Annotated in this window: 16 protein-coding genes; 8 read left to right on the forward strand and 8 right to left on the reverse strand. The window is 70.9% G+C overall.

The annotated features are described in order from the left end of the window. Positions 1-12: 12 nt before the first annotated feature. From ACZ3II_RS01280 to ACZ3II_RS01300, 5 genes are all read right to left on the reverse strand, one after another. Entirely contained in the window at positions 13-1,518 is a 1,506-nt protein-coding gene (locus tag ACZ3II_RS01280; RefSeq protein WP_465515624.1) for a S1C family serine protease, read from the reverse strand. A gap of 39 nt (positions 1,519-1,557) precedes the next feature. Continuing rightward, positions 1,558-3,126 carry a sensor histidine kinase gene (locus ACZ3II_RS01285; RefSeq protein WP_465515625.1) on the reverse strand — a complete coding sequence of 523 codons (1,569 nt, stop codon included), beginning with the start codon at positions 3,124-3,126 and terminating at the stop codon, positions 1,558-1,560. A 26-nt stretch (positions 3,127-3,152) separates the two neighbouring features. Beyond that, entirely contained in the window at positions 3,153-3,866 is a 714-nt protein-coding gene (locus ACZ3II_RS01290) for a response regulator transcription factor (RefSeq protein WP_465515626.1), read from the reverse strand. 75 nt (positions 3,867-3,941) lie between these two features. Beyond that, the gene (locus ACZ3II_RS01295; protein ID WP_465515627.1) at positions 3,942-4,715 is read right to left on the reverse strand and encodes a lysophospholipid acyltransferase family protein; all 774 of its coding nucleotides are present in this window, start codon (positions 4,713-4,715) and stop codon (positions 3,942-3,944) included. Further along, positions 4,712-5,473 carry a GNAT family N-acetyltransferase gene (locus ACZ3II_RS01300; RefSeq protein ID WP_465515628.1) on the reverse strand — a complete coding sequence of 254 codons (762 nt, stop codon included), beginning with the start codon at positions 5,471-5,473 and terminating at the stop codon, positions 4,712-4,714. Before ACZ3II_RS01300 ends, ACZ3II_RS01295 begins: the two co-directional genes overlap by 4 nt. Before the next feature lie 93 nt (positions 5,474-5,566). Here ACZ3II_RS01300 and ACZ3II_RS01305 point away from each other — a divergent pair, with 93 nt between their 5' ends. The 5 genes from ACZ3II_RS01305 to ACZ3II_RS01325 all read left to right on the forward strand — a co-directional run bounded on the left by ACZ3II_RS01305 (position 5,567) and on the right by ACZ3II_RS01325 (position 12,292). After that, positions 5,567-6,232 carry a hypothetical protein gene (locus tag ACZ3II_RS01305; protein ID WP_465515629.1) on the forward strand — a complete coding sequence of 222 codons (666 nt, stop codon included), beginning with the start codon at positions 5,567-5,569 and terminating at the stop codon, positions 6,230-6,232. A gap of 58 nt (positions 6,233-6,290) precedes the next feature. Beyond that, positions 6,291-7,211 (forward strand): ABC transporter ATP-binding protein, encoded by a 921-nt coding sequence (locus ACZ3II_RS01310; protein WP_465515630.1) that lies wholly within the window; start codon positions 6,291-6,293, stop codon positions 7,209-7,211. Further along, positions 7,208-8,014 (forward strand): ABC transporter permease, encoded by an 807-nt coding sequence (locus ACZ3II_RS01315; protein WP_465515631.1) that lies wholly within the window; start codon positions 7,208-7,210, stop codon positions 8,012-8,014. Before ACZ3II_RS01310 ends, ACZ3II_RS01315 begins: the two co-directional genes overlap by 4 nt. 315 nt (positions 8,015-8,329) lie before the next feature. After that, positions 8,330-12,049, forward strand: a complete 3,720-nt coding sequence (locus tag ACZ3II_RS01320; protein WP_465516574.1) for a multifunctional oxoglutarate decarboxylase/oxoglutarate dehydrogenase thiamine pyrophosphate-binding subunit/dihydrolipoyllysine-residue succinyltransferase subunit — start codon at positions 8,330-8,332, stop codon at positions 12,047-12,049. 66 nt (positions 12,050-12,115) lie between these two features. Next, positions 12,116-12,292: a DUF6104 family protein gene (locus ACZ3II_RS01325; RefSeq protein ID WP_465515632.1), complete on the forward strand. Its 177-nt coding sequence runs from the start codon at positions 12,116-12,118 to the stop codon at positions 12,290-12,292. Positions 12,293-12,296: 4 nt separating this feature from the next. On the opposite strand, the gene ACZ3II_RS01330 is transcribed toward ACZ3II_RS01325, so the two are convergent. Then, the gene (locus tag ACZ3II_RS01330) at positions 12,297-12,824 is read right to left on the reverse strand and encodes a hypothetical protein (RefSeq protein ID WP_465515633.1); all 528 of its coding nucleotides are present in this window, start codon (positions 12,822-12,824) and stop codon (positions 12,297-12,299) included. Between the two features lie 158 nt (positions 12,825-12,982). Here ACZ3II_RS01330 and pta point away from each other — a divergent pair, with 158 nt between their 5' ends. Together pta and ACZ3II_RS01340 are read left to right on the forward strand one after the other, a co-directional pair. Beyond that, positions 12,983-15,055 (forward strand): phosphate acetyltransferase, encoded by a 2,073-nt coding sequence (gene pta / locus ACZ3II_RS01335; RefSeq protein ID WP_465515634.1) that lies wholly within the window; start codon positions 12,983-12,985, stop codon positions 15,053-15,055. Beyond that, complete coding sequence (locus ACZ3II_RS01340; protein ID WP_465515635.1) at positions 15,052-16,158, forward strand: acetate/propionate family kinase; 1,107 nt, start codon at positions 15,052-15,054, stop codon at positions 16,156-16,158. Before pta ends, ACZ3II_RS01340 begins: the two co-directional genes overlap by 4 nt. A gap of 4 nt (positions 16,159-16,162) precedes the next feature. Here ACZ3II_RS01340 and ACZ3II_RS01345 read toward each other — a convergent pair whose 3' ends face one another. Further along, complete coding sequence (locus ACZ3II_RS01345; protein ID WP_465515636.1) at positions 16,163-16,324, reverse strand: hypothetical protein; 162 nt, start codon at positions 16,322-16,324, stop codon at positions 16,163-16,165. Positions 16,325-16,450: 126 nt separating this feature from the next. Between ACZ3II_RS01345 and ACZ3II_RS01350 the strand changes: the two genes are divergently transcribed. Continuing rightward, complete coding sequence (locus ACZ3II_RS01350; protein ID WP_465515637.1) at positions 16,451-17,287, forward strand: alpha/beta hydrolase family protein; 837 nt, start codon at positions 16,451-16,453, stop codon at positions 17,285-17,287. A 151-nt stretch (positions 17,288-17,438) separates the two neighbouring features. On the opposite strand, the gene ACZ3II_RS01355 is transcribed toward ACZ3II_RS01350, so the two are convergent. After that, on the reverse strand, positions 17,439-18,377 hold the full coding sequence (locus ACZ3II_RS01355) for a zinc-binding dehydrogenase (RefSeq protein ID WP_465515638.1): 939 nt from the start codon (positions 18,375-18,377) through the stop codon (positions 17,439-17,441). Between the last annotated feature and the right edge of the window lie 60 nt (positions 18,378-18,437).

Below are 18,437 nucleotides of genomic sequence, written 5' to 3' on the forward strand. Positions count from 1 at the left end.
GAGGTCGATCGGTTACTGCGCTTCCTGCAGGGTGACGGTCACCGACTGCTTGCTGCCGTTACGGGTGAAGGTGAGCGCCATCTTCTGCCCGACGGCGCTGCCCTGGACCGCCGCGATCAGGTCGTCGGCGTTCTCGATCGGCTTGCCGTCCGCCTCGGTGACCACGTCACCGCGCTGCAGGCCGGCCTTGGCGGCCGCGCTGTTCTCGGTCACCGCGCTGATCCCCGCGCCACCGCCCTCGGCGGCCGCGACACTCACCCCGAGCGCCGGGTGGCTGACCTTCTTACCCTGCATCAGGGCGTCGGCGACCTGCTTGGCCTTGTTGCTCGGGATGGCGAAGCCGAGGCCGATGTTGCCGGTGCCCTGCCCGGAGGTGGCGATCGCCGAGTTGATGCCGATCACCTCGCCGTTGGTGTTGACCAGGGCGCCACCGGAGTTGCCCGGGTTGATCGGGGCGTCGGTCTGCAGCAGGCCGGTCATCGTGGTGGGTGCCTGCTGTTGCTGCTGGCCGAACGGGCTCTGCTGCTCCTGCTCGCCGCCGGACTTGATGGCCCGGTCCTTGGCGCTGATGATGCCGGCGGTGACCGAGCCCTCCAGGCCGAGCGGGCTGCCCAGGGCGAGCACGGTGTCGCCGACCTGGCTCTGCGCGCTGTCGCCGAAGGTGGCCGGCTTCAGGTTGGAGACGCCGGTCGTCTTGATCACGGCGAGGTCGGTCCGCTCGTCGGTGCCGACGATGGTGGCGGTGGCCTTGGTGCCGTCGGCGAAGATCACCGTCACGGTGTCGCCCTGCGCGGTCGAGACCACGTGGTTGTTGGTCACGATGTAGCCGTCGGCGGTCAGCACCACGCCGGAGCCCTCGCCCGAGCCGGTGGTGATCGAGACGACGCTGTCCTGCACGGCGGCGGCGATCTGGGCCAGCGACGACCGGTCCACCACGCGGGTCACCTCGGTGTTGCCGCTCTGCAGGGTGGACGGCGCGCTGTCCGGGCTCAGGGCCAACGCGGTGGCGGCGCCGACCCCGCCCGAGGCGAGCGCGATCAGCACGGCAGCCGCTCCGGCCAGGAAGATCTTGCGGCCGCGGCCGCGGCCGGGGCGGTGCTGGTCGCCACCGGGCTGCGGCGGCGCCCAGCCGGGCGGGACGCTGCCGCCGGCGGCCTGGGCCGCGGCGCTGGCGTGCCACGCCTCGTAGGCCGACTGCTGCGGCTGACCCGGCGCGTAACCGTGAGGTGCCTGGTACGCGTAGTGGGGGTGGCCGTAAGGAACGCCGCTGACCGGAGAAGCCGTGACCGGCTGGGCGGAGACGGGCTGCCCGGAGACGGGCGGTGCGGCAGCGGGCTGCTGCCAGGGCGACTGGTGCGCCCATGTGCTCTGCTGCTGAGGCGCCGCGGACTGGGGAGCACCCGACTGCGGGGCAACCGGCGGCTGCGCAAGCGTCGGCTGCTCAGACTCCACCCGCTCCGTGCTGCTGTGGTCAGCAACGGCGTCCGCGGGCCGCGGGCTGGTCTCGTTCTCGTTCATGCTGCTAACTCTGCCCCGTCGTACTCGTACCGAACTGTGTTAGTCCTGGACGTTTTCTGTGAAGCTTTTATCCGCATTTAGGGTAGGCAGGGTCACGCGGAAGGTCGCGCCCCGGCCGGCTTCCGACAGTACGTCCACGGTCCCCTGGTGGGCCCGCACGATGGCCGCCACGATAGCCAGGCCGAGACCCGTCCCGGTGGCCGCGCGATCCGTCTTCCGGGTCCGTGCCTCATCTACCCGGTAGAAGCGCTCGAACACCCGCTCCACCTGCTCCGGGCTCAGCCCCGGGCCGGTGTCCGACACCTCCACCACGGCGCGGTCGCCCTCGCCGGCGTACAGCCGCAGCGTCACCGAGGCGCCCGGCGGCGTGTGCACCAGCGCGTTGGTCATCAGGTTGCCGATCACCTGGCGCAGGCGGGCGTCGTCCCCGTACGCCACCAGCCGCTCCGGCAAGTCCCGGACCTCCAGCTCGATCGCCCGGTCCGGCGCGGTCGCCTGGGCGGCCTCCACCGCGTCCATCGCCAGCACCGGCAGCTCGACCGGCGCGAGGGTGAGCGGCCGCTCCCGGTCCAGCCGGGCGAGCAACAGCAGGTCCTCGACCAGCAGACCCATCCGGGCGGCCTCGTCCTCGATCCGTTTGACCAGGCTGGCGACCTGCTCCGGGTCGGAGACGGCGCCCTGCCGGTACAGCTCGGCGAACCCGCGGATGGTGGTCAGCGGCGTGCGCAGCTCGTGCGAGGCGTCCGCGACGAACTGCCGCATCTTCGCCTCCGACTCCAGCGCCCGCGACTCGGACCGCTGGGCGGCGTCGGCGTTGTCCCGGGCGATCTGCTCGGCGGCCCGGGCGGCCTGCTCGGACAGCGCCCGCGCGATGAACGCGGACTCGATCTGGGCGAGCATCGTGTTCAGCGCGTTGGAGAGCCGGCCCAGCTCGGTGGTCGCCTCGCCGCCGTCCTCCTCAGGGTCGGGAACCCGCTGGGTGAGGTCGCCGGCCGCGATCCGGCCGGCGGTGCGCTCGATCTGCATCAGTGGGATCAAACTCTGCCGGACCAGTGCGGCGCCGACCATCGCCAGCGCCATCAGCACGCCCACCCCGACCAGGAAGTCCACCCAGATCAGCCGGGCGATGACGGCGTCGACCCCGGTCATCATCTGCGCGACGTGCAGGACGCCGCCGTTGTCCAGCCGGACGATGACCACCCGCCACATGTAGTGCCCGTCCTCGGAGCGGACCGTGCTGGCCTCGTCCAGGTGGGCCTCGATCTGCTCGACGCCGGTGTACAGCATCGGGAGCTCGGTGGGCTTGAGCAGGGTCTCGTCGTACTGCGGGTCATCGCCCACGCCGGTGACCGACGTCACGGTGATGAAGTAGTCGGGCGGAAGGAAGGTGTGCACCGCGCCCTTGATGTTGAGCGTCGTCGCCATCCGGTCGGCGTAGGACTCCAGCTGCGTGTCCATCCGCTCCAGCATGAACTGGTTCAAAGCATAGGTGCTGGTCGCGCTGATCAGGGCCAGCGCCGCGAAGACCAGGGTCAGCACCGAGGCGACCAGCTTGGTCCGCAGCGAGATCTTGCGCAGGCTGGGCTGCCGCGGAAGCGATCCTCGCATCCGCTCGGCGATGCTCACCGCCGGGCCTAGACGGCTGGCTTGCGCAGCACGTAACCCACCCCGCGCAGCGTGTGGATCAGCCGGGGCTGCACGTTGTCCACCTTGCGGCGCAGGTAGGAGATGTACGACTCGACGATGTTGTCGTCACCACGGAAGTCGTATTTCCACACGTGGTCGAGGATCTGCGCCTTGGAGAGCACCCGGTTGGCGTTGAGCATCAGATAGCGCAGCAGCTTGAACTCGGTCGGCGAGAGCTGCACCCGGGAACCCGCCCGGTAGACCTCGTGGGTCTCCTCGTCCAGCTCGAGGTCGGCGAAGACAAGCCGGGACGGCTGCTCCTCGCCGGCGTTGGTGCGGCGCAGCACCGCCCGGATCCGGGCGGTGAGCTCCTCGAGGCTGAACGGCTTGGTCACGTAGTCGTCGCCGCCCAGGGTCAGGCCGCGGATCTTGTCGTCGGTGCCGTCGCGCGCGGTCAGGAAGACGACCGGGGTCCGCTGCCCGCCCTCCCGCATCAGCCGGATCACCTCGAAACCGTCGAGGTCGGGCAGCATCACGTCGAGGACGACGAGGTCGGGAGTGGCGTTACGAGCGGCGCTGACGGCGGCGCTGCCGCTCATCGCGGTGGTCACCTCGAACCCGGCGAATCGCAGGCTGGCGGAGAGCAGCTCAAGAATGTTCGCGTCGTCCTCGACGACGAGCAGCTTGGCCTCGCTCTGCTTGGGCTGGGTCTGGGTAGCCATGGGGGCCATTCTTCTCCCAGCCGCTGCGCCGTGGCTGCACGTGCGCTGAAAAATTTCTGTGAGCCGCGAAGGTGATCACGCGGCCAGGTGATAACCCCCGCCCCCGAGGCTGGACTGCGCCGCGCGGGCCAGCACCCGCCGGTCCGCGCCGGTATCGGGACGCAGCGCGGGAGCCGCCGTCAGGGTCAGCGTCAGGCCGCGGACCCGGGCCACCCGTACCACCGAGGCCCCGAGCGTGTCCTCGCCCACGAAACAGGCCTCGGTCGAGTCGTAGGAGACCGAGATCGGGACCACCGGGGCGGCCGCGTCGATCGCCGCCTGGAACAGGGCCGGACGGAACCGGCCGGATTCGGGGCCGCAGAACGTCGTACCCTCGGGAAAGACCGCGACCGAACGCCCGGCCCGCAGCGCCGCGGCGACCTCGCGCACCGTCTCCGGCAGCGCCCTCGGCCTGGTCCGGTCGATGAAGACGGTGCCCGCCCGCCGCGCCGCGCCGCCGATCCCCGGCCAGGCCTGGACGTCGTGCTTGGCCACCAGCCGCACCGGTGTCACGGCGGCCAGCGCCACCACGTCCAGCCAGGAGATGTGGTTGGCGACCAGCAGGCTCCCGGGCCGTGGCACGGGACCGCGCCACACCACCTTCACCCCCAGGACCGCGATGATCCCCCGGGCCATCACCCGCAGCGCGCCGCTGTGCAGCACCGCGGCCAGGAGACCCAGGAGGAGTACGCCCACCAGCCCCGCCATCCGGGCCAGCGCCGTCACCGTCCCGGTCCGGCGGGCGCCACCCGGCCGGCACCGGTCCCCGCACGCCGAGGCCGGCTGCCAGAACGTGGCCGCCGCGCTCATCGCGACGCGCCGAGGAAGTGCCGGCGGTACCGCGGGTCCAGCCGGTCCATCGAGAACAGCACGTAGAAGTCGGCGCAGTCGAAGTCGGCGTCGTAGGCCGGCTCGCCGCACACCCAGCTGCCCAGCCGCAGGTATCCGCGCAGCAGCGGCGGCACCGCCGCCTTCGGGTCGGCCGCCACCCCCTCCGGCGGTGTCCACGGGGTACGCGGACGGACCCGCAGCGCGGGCGGGGACAGGTGCTTGGCGTTGATCCGGGCGCGTACCCCGGCCGCTGTCACGCCACCGTCGCCGAGCGGCACCGACGCGCACCCGCCGAGCCAGCGCAGGTTGTTGAGGTGCAGGTAGCGGGCGATGCCGGCCCACATCAGGTTGACCACCGCGCCGGAGCGGTGGTCCGGGTGCACGCAGGAGCGGCCGATCTCGACCAGGTGGTCGCGCAGCGGGCGCAGCGCGCTCAGGTCGAACTCGCTGTCGGCGTACCGCCGGCCGGCCAGTTCGGCCGCCCGTGGCGGCAGCATCCGGTAGGTGCCGACCACCTCGCCGGTCGCGTCGTCGCGGACGATCAGATGGTCGCAGTGGGCATCGAACTCGTCGGTGTCGACGCCCCCGGCGGAGCCGTTCAGCCGGGCGCCGAGCTCCCCGGCGAAGACGTCGTGGCGCAGGCGCTGCGCGGCCTCGACGAGACCCGGGTCGTCGGCGAGGAGCAGGGTGTAGCCGCTGGTACCGGTAGGTGCGGCGGCGGTCATCAGAACTGCCATGTGATCTGTGTAAGGCTGATGTCTGCCGATGGCGTGTCGCGCCAGGTGGCTATGCGTGACCGATAAATGAACGGCGTGTGCGAAGGTCGGGGGATGCTCATCCCGGCTCGTTTCAACGGCCCGCCCGGCACCGGAAACGGTGGCTGGTGCGCGGGCGTCTTCGCCACCGCCGCGGGCGCCGTCGTCGGTGGCCCCGCCTATCAGGTCACCCTGCGGCTGCCGCCGCCGCTGGACGCCCCGCTGACCGTGCGGGACGGCTCGGTGCTGGCCGGCGACGCGCTGGTGGCCGAGGTGACGGCCGGCGCGGACGCGGGCGACGGGGCGCCGCCGGTCCCGTTCGCCGAGGCGTCGGCGGCCTCCCGGCACTATCCCGGTCACACCGCCCACCCGTTCCCGGGCTGCTTCGTCTGCGGGCCGGACCGGGCGCCCGGCGACGGGCTGCGGATCTTCCCCGGGCCGCTGCCCGGCGACCGGACCGCGGCCCCGTGGACGGTTCCGGACGACGTCCGCGCCGAGACGATGTGGGCCGCGCTGGACTGCCCCGGCGGCTGGGCCGCGATCGGGCCGGCCGGGCGTGCCTTCGTGCTCGGCCGGATCGCCGCCCGGGTCGGCGAGCTGCCCGCGCCGGGCGCGGACTGCGTGGTCACCGGGTCGCTGTCGGCGGTCAGCGGACGGAAGGCGACAGTCGATTCGGCGGTGTACGGGCCGGACGGCCGCCGCCTCGCCTCGGCGCGGGCCACCTGGCTGGCGGTGATCTAGTACGTTGAGCGCTTCCCAGATCACGGGAGCTTCGTAAACCACGGGAGGGGAGCCGACGTTGAGCCGGCCCAACTACGCGGAGATCAACGTCGAGCACCTGACCAAGCAGTACGCGAAGGTGCGTGCCGTCGACGATCTCTCCTTCACGGTGCGCTCCGGGCGGGTGACCGGGTTCCTCGGGCCGAACGGCGCCGGCAAGACCACCGCCCTGCGCATGATCCTCGGGCTGGTCACGCCCACCGCCGGCACTGCCACCATCGGCGGCGTCCGCTACGTGGACCTGACCGACCCGATCCGGCACGTCGGCGCGGTCCTGGAGGCCTCCAGCGCGCACCGCGGCCGCAGCGCGCGCAACCACCTGCGGGTGATCTGCCGCGCGGCCGGCCTGCCGGACCAGCGGGCCGACGAGGTCCTGCACATGGTCGGGCTGAACACCGTGGGGACCCGCAAGTTCAAGGGCTACTCGCTGGGCATGAAGCAGCGGCTCGGGATCGCCGCGGCGATGCTCGGCGACCCGCGGGTGCTGATCCTGGACGAGCCGACCAACGGGCTCGACCCGGAGGGCATCCGGTGGATGCGTGACCTGCTCAAGGCGCTGGCCGCCGAGGGACGTACGGTCCTGGTCTCCAGCCACCTGCTGGGTGAGATGCAGCAGCTCGCCGACGACGTGGTGATCATCGCGGCCGGCCGGCTGATCCGGCAGGGCCCGGTCAGCGAGGTCCTCGGCACCACGGCAGGCGCCGCCCGGGTCCGGGTCCGCGCCCCGGAGGCCGACCGGCTGGCCGCGGCCCTCCGCGACGCGCAGCTCGAGGTCACCGCCACGCCGGACGGCTCGCTGCAGGTGATCGGGGCGGAGCCGGCCCGGGTGGGCCACCTCGCGTTCGCGGCCGGGATCGAGCTGCACGAGCTGACCGGGGAGAGCGCCGATCTGGAGCGCGCCTTCCTGGAGCTGACGGCCGGGAAGGCGGGCGCCCGATGAACCTGTTCCGTGCCGAGTTCTTGAAACTGCGGACCACCTCGCTGTGGTGGATCTTCGCGATCATCCTGGTGCCGCTGTGGGGCGTCGCCCTGGCCTACAACTGGCTCGCCGTCGAGGTGACCACCTCGTCCGTCGGGTCCGACCTGGAGGACGCCGGTTTCGGCAGCCTGGAGACCGTCGTCTCGGGGCTCTACACCTGCGGGCAGTTCGGTGGCGTGCTGCTGGTGGTGCTGCTCAGCGCCATCCTGGTGACCAGCGAGTTCTTCCACCTGACGGCGACCTCGACGTTCCTCACCACGCCGCGCCGCGAGCTGGTCGTCGTGGCCAAGATGGCCACCGCCGTGGTGATCGCCCTGGCCGTCTGGCTGTTCACCACCCTGCTGAACCTGGCGGCCGCCCCGCTGGTGCTGAGCACCGTCGACAAGCCGTCCTACCTCGGCGAGACCTTCGTCTGGCAGGCGATCGGGCTGAACGCGGTGGCCTTCGTGCTGTGGGCGCTGCTCGGGGTCGGCGCCGGGGTGCTGATCCGCAGCCAGATCGGCGCGACGATCACCCTGTCGGTGCTCTACGTGGTCGGCACCCAGATCCTCACGATCATCTTCACGGTGCTCAGCCAGACCGTCTGGGAGCCGCTGATGCAGCTCCGGCTGGTGGTCCCGACCCTCGCCTCGGACCTGCTGATCACCGGGCCGCTGCTGCCGGAGGATCCGCCGCGGTGGGTCGGCGGCCTGATCCTGCTCGCCTACGCCACGGTCACCGCCGGGCTCGGCACCCTCATCACCAGACGGAGGGACGTCTCCTGACCGGTTCCGGACGCCGGAAGTGCGGCCCGCGCCGGGGCAAAGGCCGCACTTTCCCCGCCTAGCTGCCGAAACAGCATTCGGTACGGGTTTCGGCGCGCCTGCGGCCGAAAACGGCAAGGGTGTAATGTCGCCCCGTCGCGACGGGGCGGCGAGGCCGGAGTCGCCGGTCGCGAGGGTCAGTTAGATTGACCACCGCGTGGACGTCCGCACCGACAGTGCCTGTGCACGGCGTAGCCTGGACACCGAATCCTACCCGTCCCGCGTGACGTGATCAGTCACGTGATGACAAAAACGGTGAAAGAGGCGAACGCGGCAGTGTCGACGCAGCAGACTTCGCAGGACAATCCACTCGCGGATTTCGGTCCCAACGAGTGGATCGTCGATGAGATGTACCAGCGATACCTGGCCGATCCGACCAGTGTCGACCCTGCCTGGCACGACTTCTTCGCCGACTACAAGCCGGCGACGTCCCAGGGATCGATCGCGACTCCGGCCGAGGCCACCGCGGCCAATGCCACCGCGACCGCCGCCAAGGCCGGCACGGACGCGCCGGCCGCCGCCACGGTCGCCAAGCCCAAGCCGGTGACCCCGCCCGCGGGGCCCGCCGCCGCGACGCCCGCTCCCGCGGCGAAGCCGGCCGCCAAGCCCGCGGCGAAGCCCGCCGCCGACAGCGCTCCGGCCGGCGCCAAGACCACCCCGCTGCGCGGCGTGGCCGGCAAGATCGTGCAGAACATGGAGGCCTCGCTGCAGGTCCCCACCGCCACCTCGGTGCGCGCGGTCCCGGCGAAGCTGATGGTCGACAACCGGATCGTCATCAACAACCACCTCTCCCGGGGCCGGGGCGGCAAGGTCAGCTTCACCCACCTGATCGGCTGGGCGCTGGTGCAGGCGGTCGTCGCGCACCCGGAGATGAACAACACCTACGCCGAGATCGACGGCAAGCCCACCCTGGTGCAGCCGGAGCACGTCAACCTCGGCATCGCGATCGACCTGGTCAAGAAGGACGGCTCCCGCACGCTGGTCGTGCCGTCCGTGAAGAACTGCGAGACGCTGGACTTCCGCGGCTTCTGGCAGGCGTACGAGGACATCGTCCGGCGCGCCCGCCGCAACGAGCTGACCATGGAGGACTACGCCGGGACCACGATCTCGCTGACCAACCCGGGCGGCATCGGCACGGTCCACTCCATCCCGCGGCTGATGAACGGGCAGAGCGCGATCATCGGCGTCGGCGCCATGGAGTACCCCGCGCCGTACTCGGGAATGAGCGACGAGACCCTCGCCGAGCACGGCGTGAGCAAGGTCACGACGCTGACCAGCACCTACGACCACCGGGTCATTCAGGGCGCGCAGTCCGGCGAGTTCCTCAAGGTCATGCACGAGCTGCTGCTCGGCCAGCACGGTTTCTACGACGACATCTTCACGTCGCTGCGGATCCCGTACGAGCCCGTCCGCTGGGTGCGCGACGTGGCCCGCACCTCCGAGGGGCAGATCGGCAAGGCCGCCCGGGTCGTCGAGCTGATCCACGCGTACCGGGTCCGCGGTCACCTGATGGCCGACACCGACCCGCTCGAGTTCACCATCCGCAAGCACCCGGACCTCGACGTCCTCCAGCACGGTCTGACCCTGTGGGACCTGGACCGCACCTTCCCGGTCGGCGGCTTCGCCGGCAAGGAGAAGATGAAGCTGCGCGACGTGCTGGGCGTGCTGCGCGACAGCTACTGCCGCCGCATCGGCATCGAGTACATGCACATCCAGGACCCCGAGGAGCGCCGCTGGGTCCAGGAGCGCATCGAGGTCAAGTACGCCAAGCCGGACACCGACGAGCAGAAGCACATCCTGCACCGGCTGAACGCGGGCGAGGCGTTCGAGACGTTCCTGCAGACCAAGTTCGTCGGCCAGAAGCGGTTCTCGCTGGAGGGTGGCGAGTCGCTGATCCCGCTGCTCGACGCGGTCCTCCAGTCGTCCGCCGAGGCGGGCCTGGACGAGATGGTGATCGGCATGGCCCACCGTGGCCGGCTGAACGTGCTCACCAACATCGTCGGCAAGCCGTACGAGAAGATCTTCAACGAGTTCGAGGGTCAGATGGACCCGAAGAGCGCGCACGGCTCCGGCGACGTGAAGTACCACCTCGGCCAGACCGGGAAGTACACCACCCCCGACGGGGAGTACTCGACGACCGTCTCCGTGGTCGCCAACCCGTCCCACCTGGAGGCCGTCGACCCGGTCCTGGAGGGCATCGTCCGGGCCAAGCAGGACCGCCTGGACCTGGGCCTGCACGGCTACACGGTGCTGCCCGTCCTGGTGCACGGCGACGCCGCGTTCGCCGGTCAGGGCGTGGTCGCCGAGACGCTGAACCTGTCGCAGCTCCGCGGCTACCGCACCGGCGGCACGGTCCACGTGATCGTCAACAACCAGGTCGGCTTCACCACCGCCCCGGAGTACAGCCGCTCCTCGATGTACTCGACGGACGTCGCCCGGATGGTCGAGGCGCCGATCTTCCACGTCAACGGGGACGACCCGGAGGCCGTGGTGCGGGTCGCGAAGCTGGCCTTCGAGTACCGGCAGACGTTCAACAAGGACGTCGTGATCGACATGATCTGCTACCGCCGCCGCGGTCACAACGAGGGCGACGACCCGTCGATGACCAACCCCCGGATGTACCAGATCATCGACACCAAGCGCAGCGTGCGGAAGCTCTACACCGAGGAGCTCATCGGCCGCGGCGACATCACCGTGCAGGAGGCCGAGGAGCAGCTCCGCGACTACCAGGGCCGGCTCGAGGAGGTCTTCAAGGCCACCCGCGACTCGGCCGGCTCGCCGCCGCGGCCACGGATCATCGCCGAGGAGCCGGAGCCCGAGGTGCAGACCGCTGTCGACCCGAGCGTGGTCCGCGCGGTCGGTCAGGCCCACATCGAGCTGCCCGAGGGCTTCAACCCGCACAAGCGGGTCCAGCAGCTGCTGGACCGGCGCGCCAAGATGTCCACCGACGGCGGCATCGACTGGGGCTTCGGTGAGCTGATCGCCTTCGGCTCGCTGCTCCACCAGGGTGTCACCGTCCGGCTGGCCGGCCAGGACTCGCGGCGGGGCACGTTCACCTCGCGGCACGCGGCCATCGTCGACTCGAAGACCGGCAAGGACTTCCTGCCGCTCGGCTCGCTGGCCACCGGCAGCGCCCGGTTCTTCGTGCACGACTCGCTGCTCTCCGAGTACGCCGCGATGGGCTTCGAGTACGGGTACTCGGTGGAGAACCCGGACGCGCTGGTCCTCTGGGAGGCCCAGTTCGGTGACTTCGTCAACGGCGCCCAGTCGATCGTCGACGAGTTCCTGTCCTCCGGCGAGGTGAAGTGGGGCCAGCAGTCGTCGCTGGTGCTGCTGCTCCCGCACGGCATGGAGGGCCAGGGCCCGGACCACTCGTCCGGCCGCCCGGAGCGGTTCCTGCAGCTCTGCGCGCAGGACAACATGCGGGTGGCGAACCCGACGACCCCGGCGAACTACTTCCACCTGCTGCGCCGCCAGGCCCTGTCCACCAAGCGAAAGCCGCTGGTCGTCTTCTCGCCGAAGTCGCTGCTGCGGCACAAGCTGGCGGTCTCCTCGGTGAACGACTTCACCCAGGGCACCTTCCAGCCGATCCTCGGCGACGCCGGCAACAACGGCCAGCCGCTCGAGGCCGGTTCGGTGAAGCGGGTGCTGCTCTGCTCCGGCAAGGTCTACTACGACCTGCTTCAGGCGCGCGGCGACCGGGGCATCACCGACACCGCGATCATCCGGATGGAGCAGATCTACCCGCTGCCCGTCGAGGAGCTCAAGGCCGTCCTCAACCAGTACCCGAACGCGGAGGACTTCGCGTGGGTGCAGGAGGAGCCGGCCAACCAGGGCGCCTGGTCGTTCGTGGCGCTCAACCTGCTGGAGCACCTGGAGGGTGTCCGGCTGCGCCGGATCTCCCGCCCGGCGGCGGCCGCTCCGGCGGTCGGTTCGGCCAAGATGCACGATGCCGAGCAGGCCGCGCTGATCGAGGCGGCGCTGCCGCGGCCGTGAGGCGTCTGACCGACACGTAGAGGGGCCGCTCCGGGAAACCGGGGCGGCCCCTCTTACGATGCGGGCATGTACTTCACGGATCGTGGCATCGAGGAACTGGTTCAGCGGCGGGGCGAGGAGACGGTGACGCTGGAGTGGCTGGGTGAGCAGCTGCGCACCTTCGTCGACATGAACCCCGAGTTCGAGACCCCGGTCGAGCGCCTCGCGACCTGGCTGGCCCGCGACGACGAGGACGACGAGTAGGTACTCAGGCGGCCGGTTTCGGCCGCATGAGGTCGATCAGCAGATCCAGCTTCGCATCCATCTTGTCGAAGCGCTGGTCCATCTTGTCGAAGCGCTGGTCCATCTTGTCGAAGCGCTGGTCCATCCTGTCGAGGCGCTGGTCCATCCTGTCGAGGCGCTGGTCCATGTTGTCGAGGCGCTGGTCCATCCTGTCGAGGCGCTGGTCCATGTTGTCGAGGCGCTGGTCCATCCTGTCGAGGCGCTGGTCCATCTTGTCGAGGCGCTCGTCGGACTTGTCCATCCGGTCGCTGAGACCCAACAGCATCTCGGTGTGCTTCTCCTGGTTCAACGCGGTCCGGGCCTGCATCAGGCCCAGCTTGTTGACCTCGTGCTCCAGCTTTTCAACGGTGTTGACCAGCACCCGGACGGTCTTGTTGTTGATCTCGAAGCTCTTGTTGCAGGTGTCGAAGTGGCGGTTCATCTCTGCCAACTCGTTATTGGTCGTTTCCAGAAGATGGCCCTGCATCTCGATCCACTCCTCGATCGCTCCCACACGTTCTTCCATTGTCCTGGACAACGAGCCCTCCCCGTAGGCAATCGGCATTGCTCAGTATCAGGTTCTCAGGGGACTAGTGTGCATGTGACGGGCGCCATCGGCAAGAGGGGTCTTTTGGCCCGACTCGGAGGCCTGCGGGTGGGTAGGTTGAAGGCGTGGCACGCAGCGTGTACGTAGCGGGTTTGGGCCCGTCCGTCGGTAAGGGGACAGTGGCGCTCGGCATCGTCGAGCTGCTGTCCCGGCAGGTGGCGAAGGTGGCCGTGTTCCGGCCGCTGGTCTCCGGGAGCGGGCGGGATCCCCTGCTCACCGTCCTGCGCGAGCGCTATCCCGGCCCGGTCGGCATCGAGGAGTCGTTCGGCGTCACCTACGCCGAGGCGACGGCCCTGGTCGCCGACGGGCGCTGGGAGGAGCTGATCGGCCGGATCGTCGAGCGATACCGGGAGGTCGAGCGGTGCAGCAGCGCGGTGGTGGTGGTCGGCAGCGACTTCACCGACAAGCCCGGGGAGGGCCAGGACGAGCTGCCCCGGGAGTTCGCCTTCAACGCCCGCCTGGCGAACGAGTTCGGCAGCGTGGTGGTGCCGGTGGTCAGCGGCGAGGGCCGGACCCAGGAGTCGCTGGCGGCGGCCGCGCGAGGGGCGTACCACTCACTCTCGGACCTGGGCACGACGGTCGTGGCGGTGATCGCCAACCGGGTCCCGCAGGCTGCTCTCGGTGGCACGCCCGAAGGGCTGCCGGTGCCGTTCTGGGCCGTCCCGGAGGTGGCGGCGATCGCCGCGCCGACGGTCGGCGAGGTGGCCGCCGCGCTGGACGCCACGGTGGTCGCCGGTTCGCCGGGGTCGCTGGAGCGGGACGTGCTGGATTACGTGGTCGGCGCCGCTCAGGTGCCGAACGTGCTGGGCGCCCTGACCGACGGGGCGCTGCTGATCACCCCGGGCGACCGGGCGGACCTGCTGGTGGCGGCCAGCGCGGCGCACGCGGCCGGCAACGTGACGCTGGCCGGTCTGGTGCTGACCCTGGGCGAGCCGGCCGACGAGCGGGCGATCCGGGTGATCGAGCGGCTCAACACCGGTCTGGCCATGCTGGTCACCAGGACCGACAGCTACCACACGATCGCCGCGGCGAGCCGGATCACGGCGCAGCTCGGCACCCCTCGCAAGATCGAGGCGGCGCTCGGGGTGTTCGAGGAGAACGTGGACACCACCGAGCTGTCCCGGCTGCTCGACGTGACCAGGTCCAGCCGGGTCACCCCGCTGATGTTCGAGAACGACCTGATCGAGAAGGCCCGCGCCGACCGCCGGCACCTGGTGCTGCCGGAGGGCACCGAGGAGCGGATCCTGCGGGCCACCGAGACCCTGCTGCGGCGGGGCGTGGCCGAGCTGACCCTGCTCGGCGACCCGGACGAGATCAACCGCCGGGCCCGTGAGATCGGCGTGGAGATCGGCGGGGCGCACCTGGTGGATCCGGCGACCTCGCCGTTGCGCGACGACTTCGCCGAGCGGTACGCGGAGATCCGCAAGCATCGGGCGGTGACCCTGGACCTGGCGTACGACGTGGTCCGGGACGTCAACTACTTCGGCACCATGATGGTGGGCGCCGGGCTGGCCGACGGGATGGTCTCCGGCTCGGTGCACACCACGGCGGCGACGATCCGGCCGGCTTTCGAGATCATCAAGACGGTGCCGGGGCTGACCGTGGCCTCCAGCGTGTTCTTCATGCTGCTGGCCGACCGGGTGCTGGTCTACGGCGACTGCGCGGTCAACCCGGATCCGAATGCCGAGCAGCTCGCCGACATCGCGCTCTCCTCGGCGCAGACGGCTGCCGCGTTCGGCATCGAGCCGCGGGTGGCGATGCTGTCCTACTCGACCGGCAGCTCCGGTTCCGGCGCCGACGTGGACAAGGTCGCCGCCGCCACCGCGCTGGTCCGCGAGCGGCGCCCGGACCTGCCGGTGGAGGGTCCGATCCAGTACGACGCGGCGATCGACCCGGCCGTCGCCGCGGCGAAACTGCCCGGCAGCGCGGTCGCCGGCAAGGCCACCGTCTTCGTGTTCCCCGACCTGAACACCGGGAACAACACTTACAAGGCCGTCCAGCGGTCAGCGAACGCGGTCGCCGTCGGCCCGGTCATGCAGGGCCTCAAGCGGCCGGTCAACGACCTGTCCCGCGGCGCGACGGTCAAGGACATCGTGAACACGGTCGCCATCACGGCGATCCAGGCGGGAGCGAGATGACCCGGGTACTCGTGCTCAACAGCGGCTCGTCGTCGCTGCGTTACCGGCTCTTCGACGGCTCGGAGGTACTGGCCAAGGGGCTGATCCAGCGGATCGGCGAACCGGGCGGCGACGCGGCCGACCACGGCGCGGCGCTGCGGAAGCTGATGGACGAGCTGGACCTGACCGGCCTGGCCGCGGTCGGGCACCGGGTGGTGCACGGCGGGGAGCGGTTCACCGCCTCGACGGTGGTCGACGACGACGTGCTGGCGGCGATCGAGGAGCTGATCCCGCTCGCCCCGCTGCACAACCCGGCCGCGCTGACCGGGCTGCGGGTGGCCCGTGACCTGCTGCCGGACATCCCGCAGGTGGCGGTCTTCGACACCGCGTTCCACGCGACGATCCCACCGGAGGGCGCGTTGTGGGCCATCGACCGGGAGATCGCCGGGAAGTGGGGACTGCGGAGGTACGGGTTCCACGGCACCTCCCACGCGTACGTCTCCCGCGAGACCGCCCGGCTCCTCGGCAGGTCACCGGACGAGACCAACGTGATCACGCTGCACTTGGGGAACGGGGCGAGCGCCACCGCCGTCCGGGGCGGCCGGAGCGTGGCCACCTCGATGGGCCTGACCCCGCTGCCGGGCCTGGTGATGGGCACCCGGTCGGGTGACATCGACCCGAGCCTGATCTTCCATCTGCACCGGGTGGCCGGGCTGTCGCTGGACGAGATCGAGGACCTGCTGACCCGCCGTTCCGGGCTGCTGGGCCTGGCCGGCGACAACGATCTGCGGGCGGTGCAGGACCGGTACGCGGCCGGCGACCCGGACGCCACACTGGCCTTCGAGGTCTACTGCCGGCGGATCCGCGAGTACACCGGCTCCTATCTCGCGGTGCTGGGCCGGGTGGACGCGATCACCTTCACCGGCGGTGTCGGGGAGAACTCCCGGCTGGTCCGGGCACGGACGCTGGCCGGGCTGGAGCCGCTGGGCATCGCCGTCGACCCGGAACGCAACGACGGCAACGCCACGATCATCTCGCCGGACGGCTCACCGATCACGGTCTGCGTGGTGCCGACCGAGGAGGAGCTGGAGATCGCCTCGGAGGCGCGGCGGGCCGTGGCGTGACTCCCTAGATGATCATCCAGGCGAGGAGGGCGATCAGCAGCACGACCGCGACCGCTCCGCCGATCAGATAGGGGACCTTGGACGGCGCCTCCTTGTCGGGCGTCGTCCGGGTGAAGGCCCGGAACGCCTCGGTGTTGCCGCTCGGATCGACCTGGTTGTCAGACATGTGGCCGACCCTAACCAAGGTGGTCAACGATGGCGAAAAACGGCACCTGATCGGCGGAACCGGGTGTGATGTCGGCTACCCCGCACTGCCAGCATTCTTTGATCTTGGGGCGGCAGAATGAGCGGGATGTTGCGCCGATCGGTCCTCACCCTCGCCCTGGTCACCGGCCTGAGCGCCTGCTCGGGAGAGGCGGCCCCTACGCCGGAGACGGCCGCCTCCGGGTCCGCGGCGCCATCGTTCGCCGGCGGGACGCGGGAGTTCGCGTTCACCCGGGACGGCAGCCGCCCGCTGCCCACCACGGTGTGGCTGCCGGCCGGGACAGGCGCGGCTCCGCTGATCTATTTCAGCCACGGCCTCACCTCCCAGCCCAACGACTACGCGGAGCTGCTGAGCGCGTGGTCGGCTGCCGGGTTCGTGGTGGCCGCCCCGAAGTACCCGCACACCTGGTACCAGGCGGCCGCGTTCGACGCCGACGACGTGGTCAACCAGCCGGCCGACGCGCAGTTCGTGATCACCGAGGTGCTGAAGGCGCTGCCGGACCGGATCGACGCGGGCCGGATCGCCGCGGCCGGGCACTCGGCGGGCGCGATCACCACCGTCGGCCTGTTCAGTGGCAGCCGGGACGAGCGACTCAAGGCCGGCCTGCTGATCGCGGGACGGCAGATGGCGAGGCCCGCCCCGTTCGCGGGCAGCCCGGCGCCGCTGCTGTTCGTGCAGGGCAAGCGGGACGAGACGGTCACCTACGAGCAGGCGTACGGGGCGTACAACGAGGTGACCTGGCCCAAAGGCTTCCTGGAGATCCCGCAGGGCGGCCACCTGCCGCACCGGGACCAGCCGGCCGTGGTGGCCGCCACCACCACGGACTTCTGGCTCTGGACGCTGCGGGGCGACGAGGCCGCCAGGACGCGGCTGCCCCAGGACGCGGCAGCGGGCGGCGCGGCCGCCCTGACGAGCACGTTCTGAACTCAGCGTGTGAAGTTCGGCCGCCCAGCACGCCCGAAAACCACACAACACCCAGCGTGTGAAATTCGGCCGCCCAGCACGCCCGAAAACCACACGCCGCCCAGCGTGTGGAGTTCGGCCGCCCAGCGCGCCCGAAAACCACACGCGGGTCTCAGGGCTCGATGACGATCTTGCCGAAGACGTCGCCGGCGGTCAGGCGGGCGAACGCCTCGTCCGCCCGGGCCAGCGGGAACGTCGAGTCGATCACCGGGCGCACCGTGCCCGCGGCGACCAGCTCCAGCAGGGCCGCCAGCTCGTCCGGGGTGCCCATGCTGCTGCCCAGGATCTCCAGCTGCATGGCGAACACCCGGCGCAGGTCCACCTCGGGACGGTGACCGGAGGTGGTGCCGCAGACCACGATCCGGGCGCCGGGGGCCGAACACTTCAGCGAGTGATCGAAAGTGGCCGCGCCGACCGACTCGATCACCAGGTCGACCCGCTCGGGCAGGCGGGCCCCCGGTTCCACGGCGGTGGCGCCGAGCGCGGCGATCCGCTCGCGTTTGCCGGGGTCGCGGCTGGTCGCGTACACCCTCTTGCCGAGGGAGACCGCAAGCGCCGCCGCAGCCGTCGCCACGCCACCGCCCGCACCCTGGACCAGCACCGCCGAGGCGTCCGCGACGCGGCCGCGGGTGAGCATGTGGTACGCCGTGAGCCAGGCCGTCGGCAGGCAGGCCGCCTCGGCGAGGGACACGCCGGCCGGGATCGGGATCAGGTTCTCCCGGGGCGCCGCGAGCCGCTCGGCGAGGGTGCCCGGATGCCGCTCGGAGAAGAGCGAGAAGCCGCGCGGGTCGGCCTTGTCCTCGACCACCGGATAGACCAGGACCTCGGCGCCGTCGGGGTCCACCCCGGCCGCGTCGCAGCCGAGGATCATCGGGAGCCGGTCGGCGGGCAGGCCCACGCCGCGCAGCGACCAGATGTCGTGGTGGTTGAGGGAGGCGGCCCGCACGTCGACGGCCACCCAGCCGTCCGGGGAAGTGAACGGCAAGTCACCGACGGTCAGGCCGCTGAGCGGCTCGTCAGGGCTGATTGCTGAGGCGTAGGCAGCGCGCATCTCCCGACCTTAGCGACCGTTAACGCGGCACGCCGCCCCTCGAGACCGCGGGGCGGCGTG

The sequence above is a fragment of the Actinoplanes sp. NPDC019969 genome (assembly GCF_055562375.1).

What these genes read in the sequence shown, in the direction of transcription:
- ACZ3II_RS01305 (WP_465515629.1), top strand. Translation starts at nt 5,567, where the DNA reads ATGCTCATCCCGGCTCGTTTCAACGGCCCGCCCGGCACCGGAAACGGT.
- ACZ3II_RS01285 (WP_465515625.1), bottom strand. Translation starts at nt 3,126, where the DNA reads ATGCGAGGATCGCTTCCGCGGCAGCCCAGCCTGCGCAAGATCTCGCTG.
- ACZ3II_RS01340 (WP_465515635.1), top strand. Translation starts at nt 15,052, where the DNA reads ATGACCCGGGTACTCGTGCTCAACAGCGGCTCGTCGTCGCTGCGTTAC.
- ACZ3II_RS01345 (WP_465515636.1), bottom strand. Translation starts at nt 16,324, where the DNA reads ATGTCTGACAACCAGGTCGATCCGAGCGGCAACACCGAGGCGTTCCGG.
- ACZ3II_RS01300 (WP_465515628.1), bottom strand. Translation starts at nt 5,473, where the DNA reads ATGGCAGTTCTGATGACCGCCGCCGCACCTACCGGTACCAGCGGCTAC.
- ACZ3II_RS01355 (WP_465515638.1), bottom strand. Translation starts at nt 18,377, where the DNA reads ATGCGCGCTGCCTACGCCTCAGCAATCAGCCCTGACGAGCCGCTCAGC.
- ACZ3II_RS01295 (WP_465515627.1), bottom strand. Translation starts at nt 4,715, where the DNA reads ATGAGCGCGGCGGCCACGTTCTGGCAGCCGGCCTCGGCGTGCGGGGAC.
- ACZ3II_RS01325 (WP_465515632.1), top strand. Translation starts at nt 12,116, where the DNA reads ATGTACTTCACGGATCGTGGCATCGAGGAACTGGTTCAGCGGCGGGGC.
- ACZ3II_RS01290 (WP_465515626.1), bottom strand. Translation starts at nt 3,866, where the DNA reads ATGGCTACCCAGACCCAGCCCAAGCAGAGCGAGGCCAAGCTGCTCGTC.
- ACZ3II_RS01350 (WP_465515637.1), top strand. Translation starts at nt 16,451, where the DNA reads ATGTTGCGCCGATCGGTCCTCACCCTCGCCCTGGTCACCGGCCTGAGC.
- ACZ3II_RS01280 (WP_465515624.1), bottom strand. Translation starts at nt 1,518, where the DNA reads ATGAACGAGAACGAGACCAGCCCGCGGCCCGCGGACGCCGTTGCTGAC.
- ACZ3II_RS01315 (WP_465515631.1), top strand. Translation starts at nt 7,208, where the DNA reads ATGAACCTGTTCCGTGCCGAGTTCTTGAAACTGCGGACCACCTCGCTG.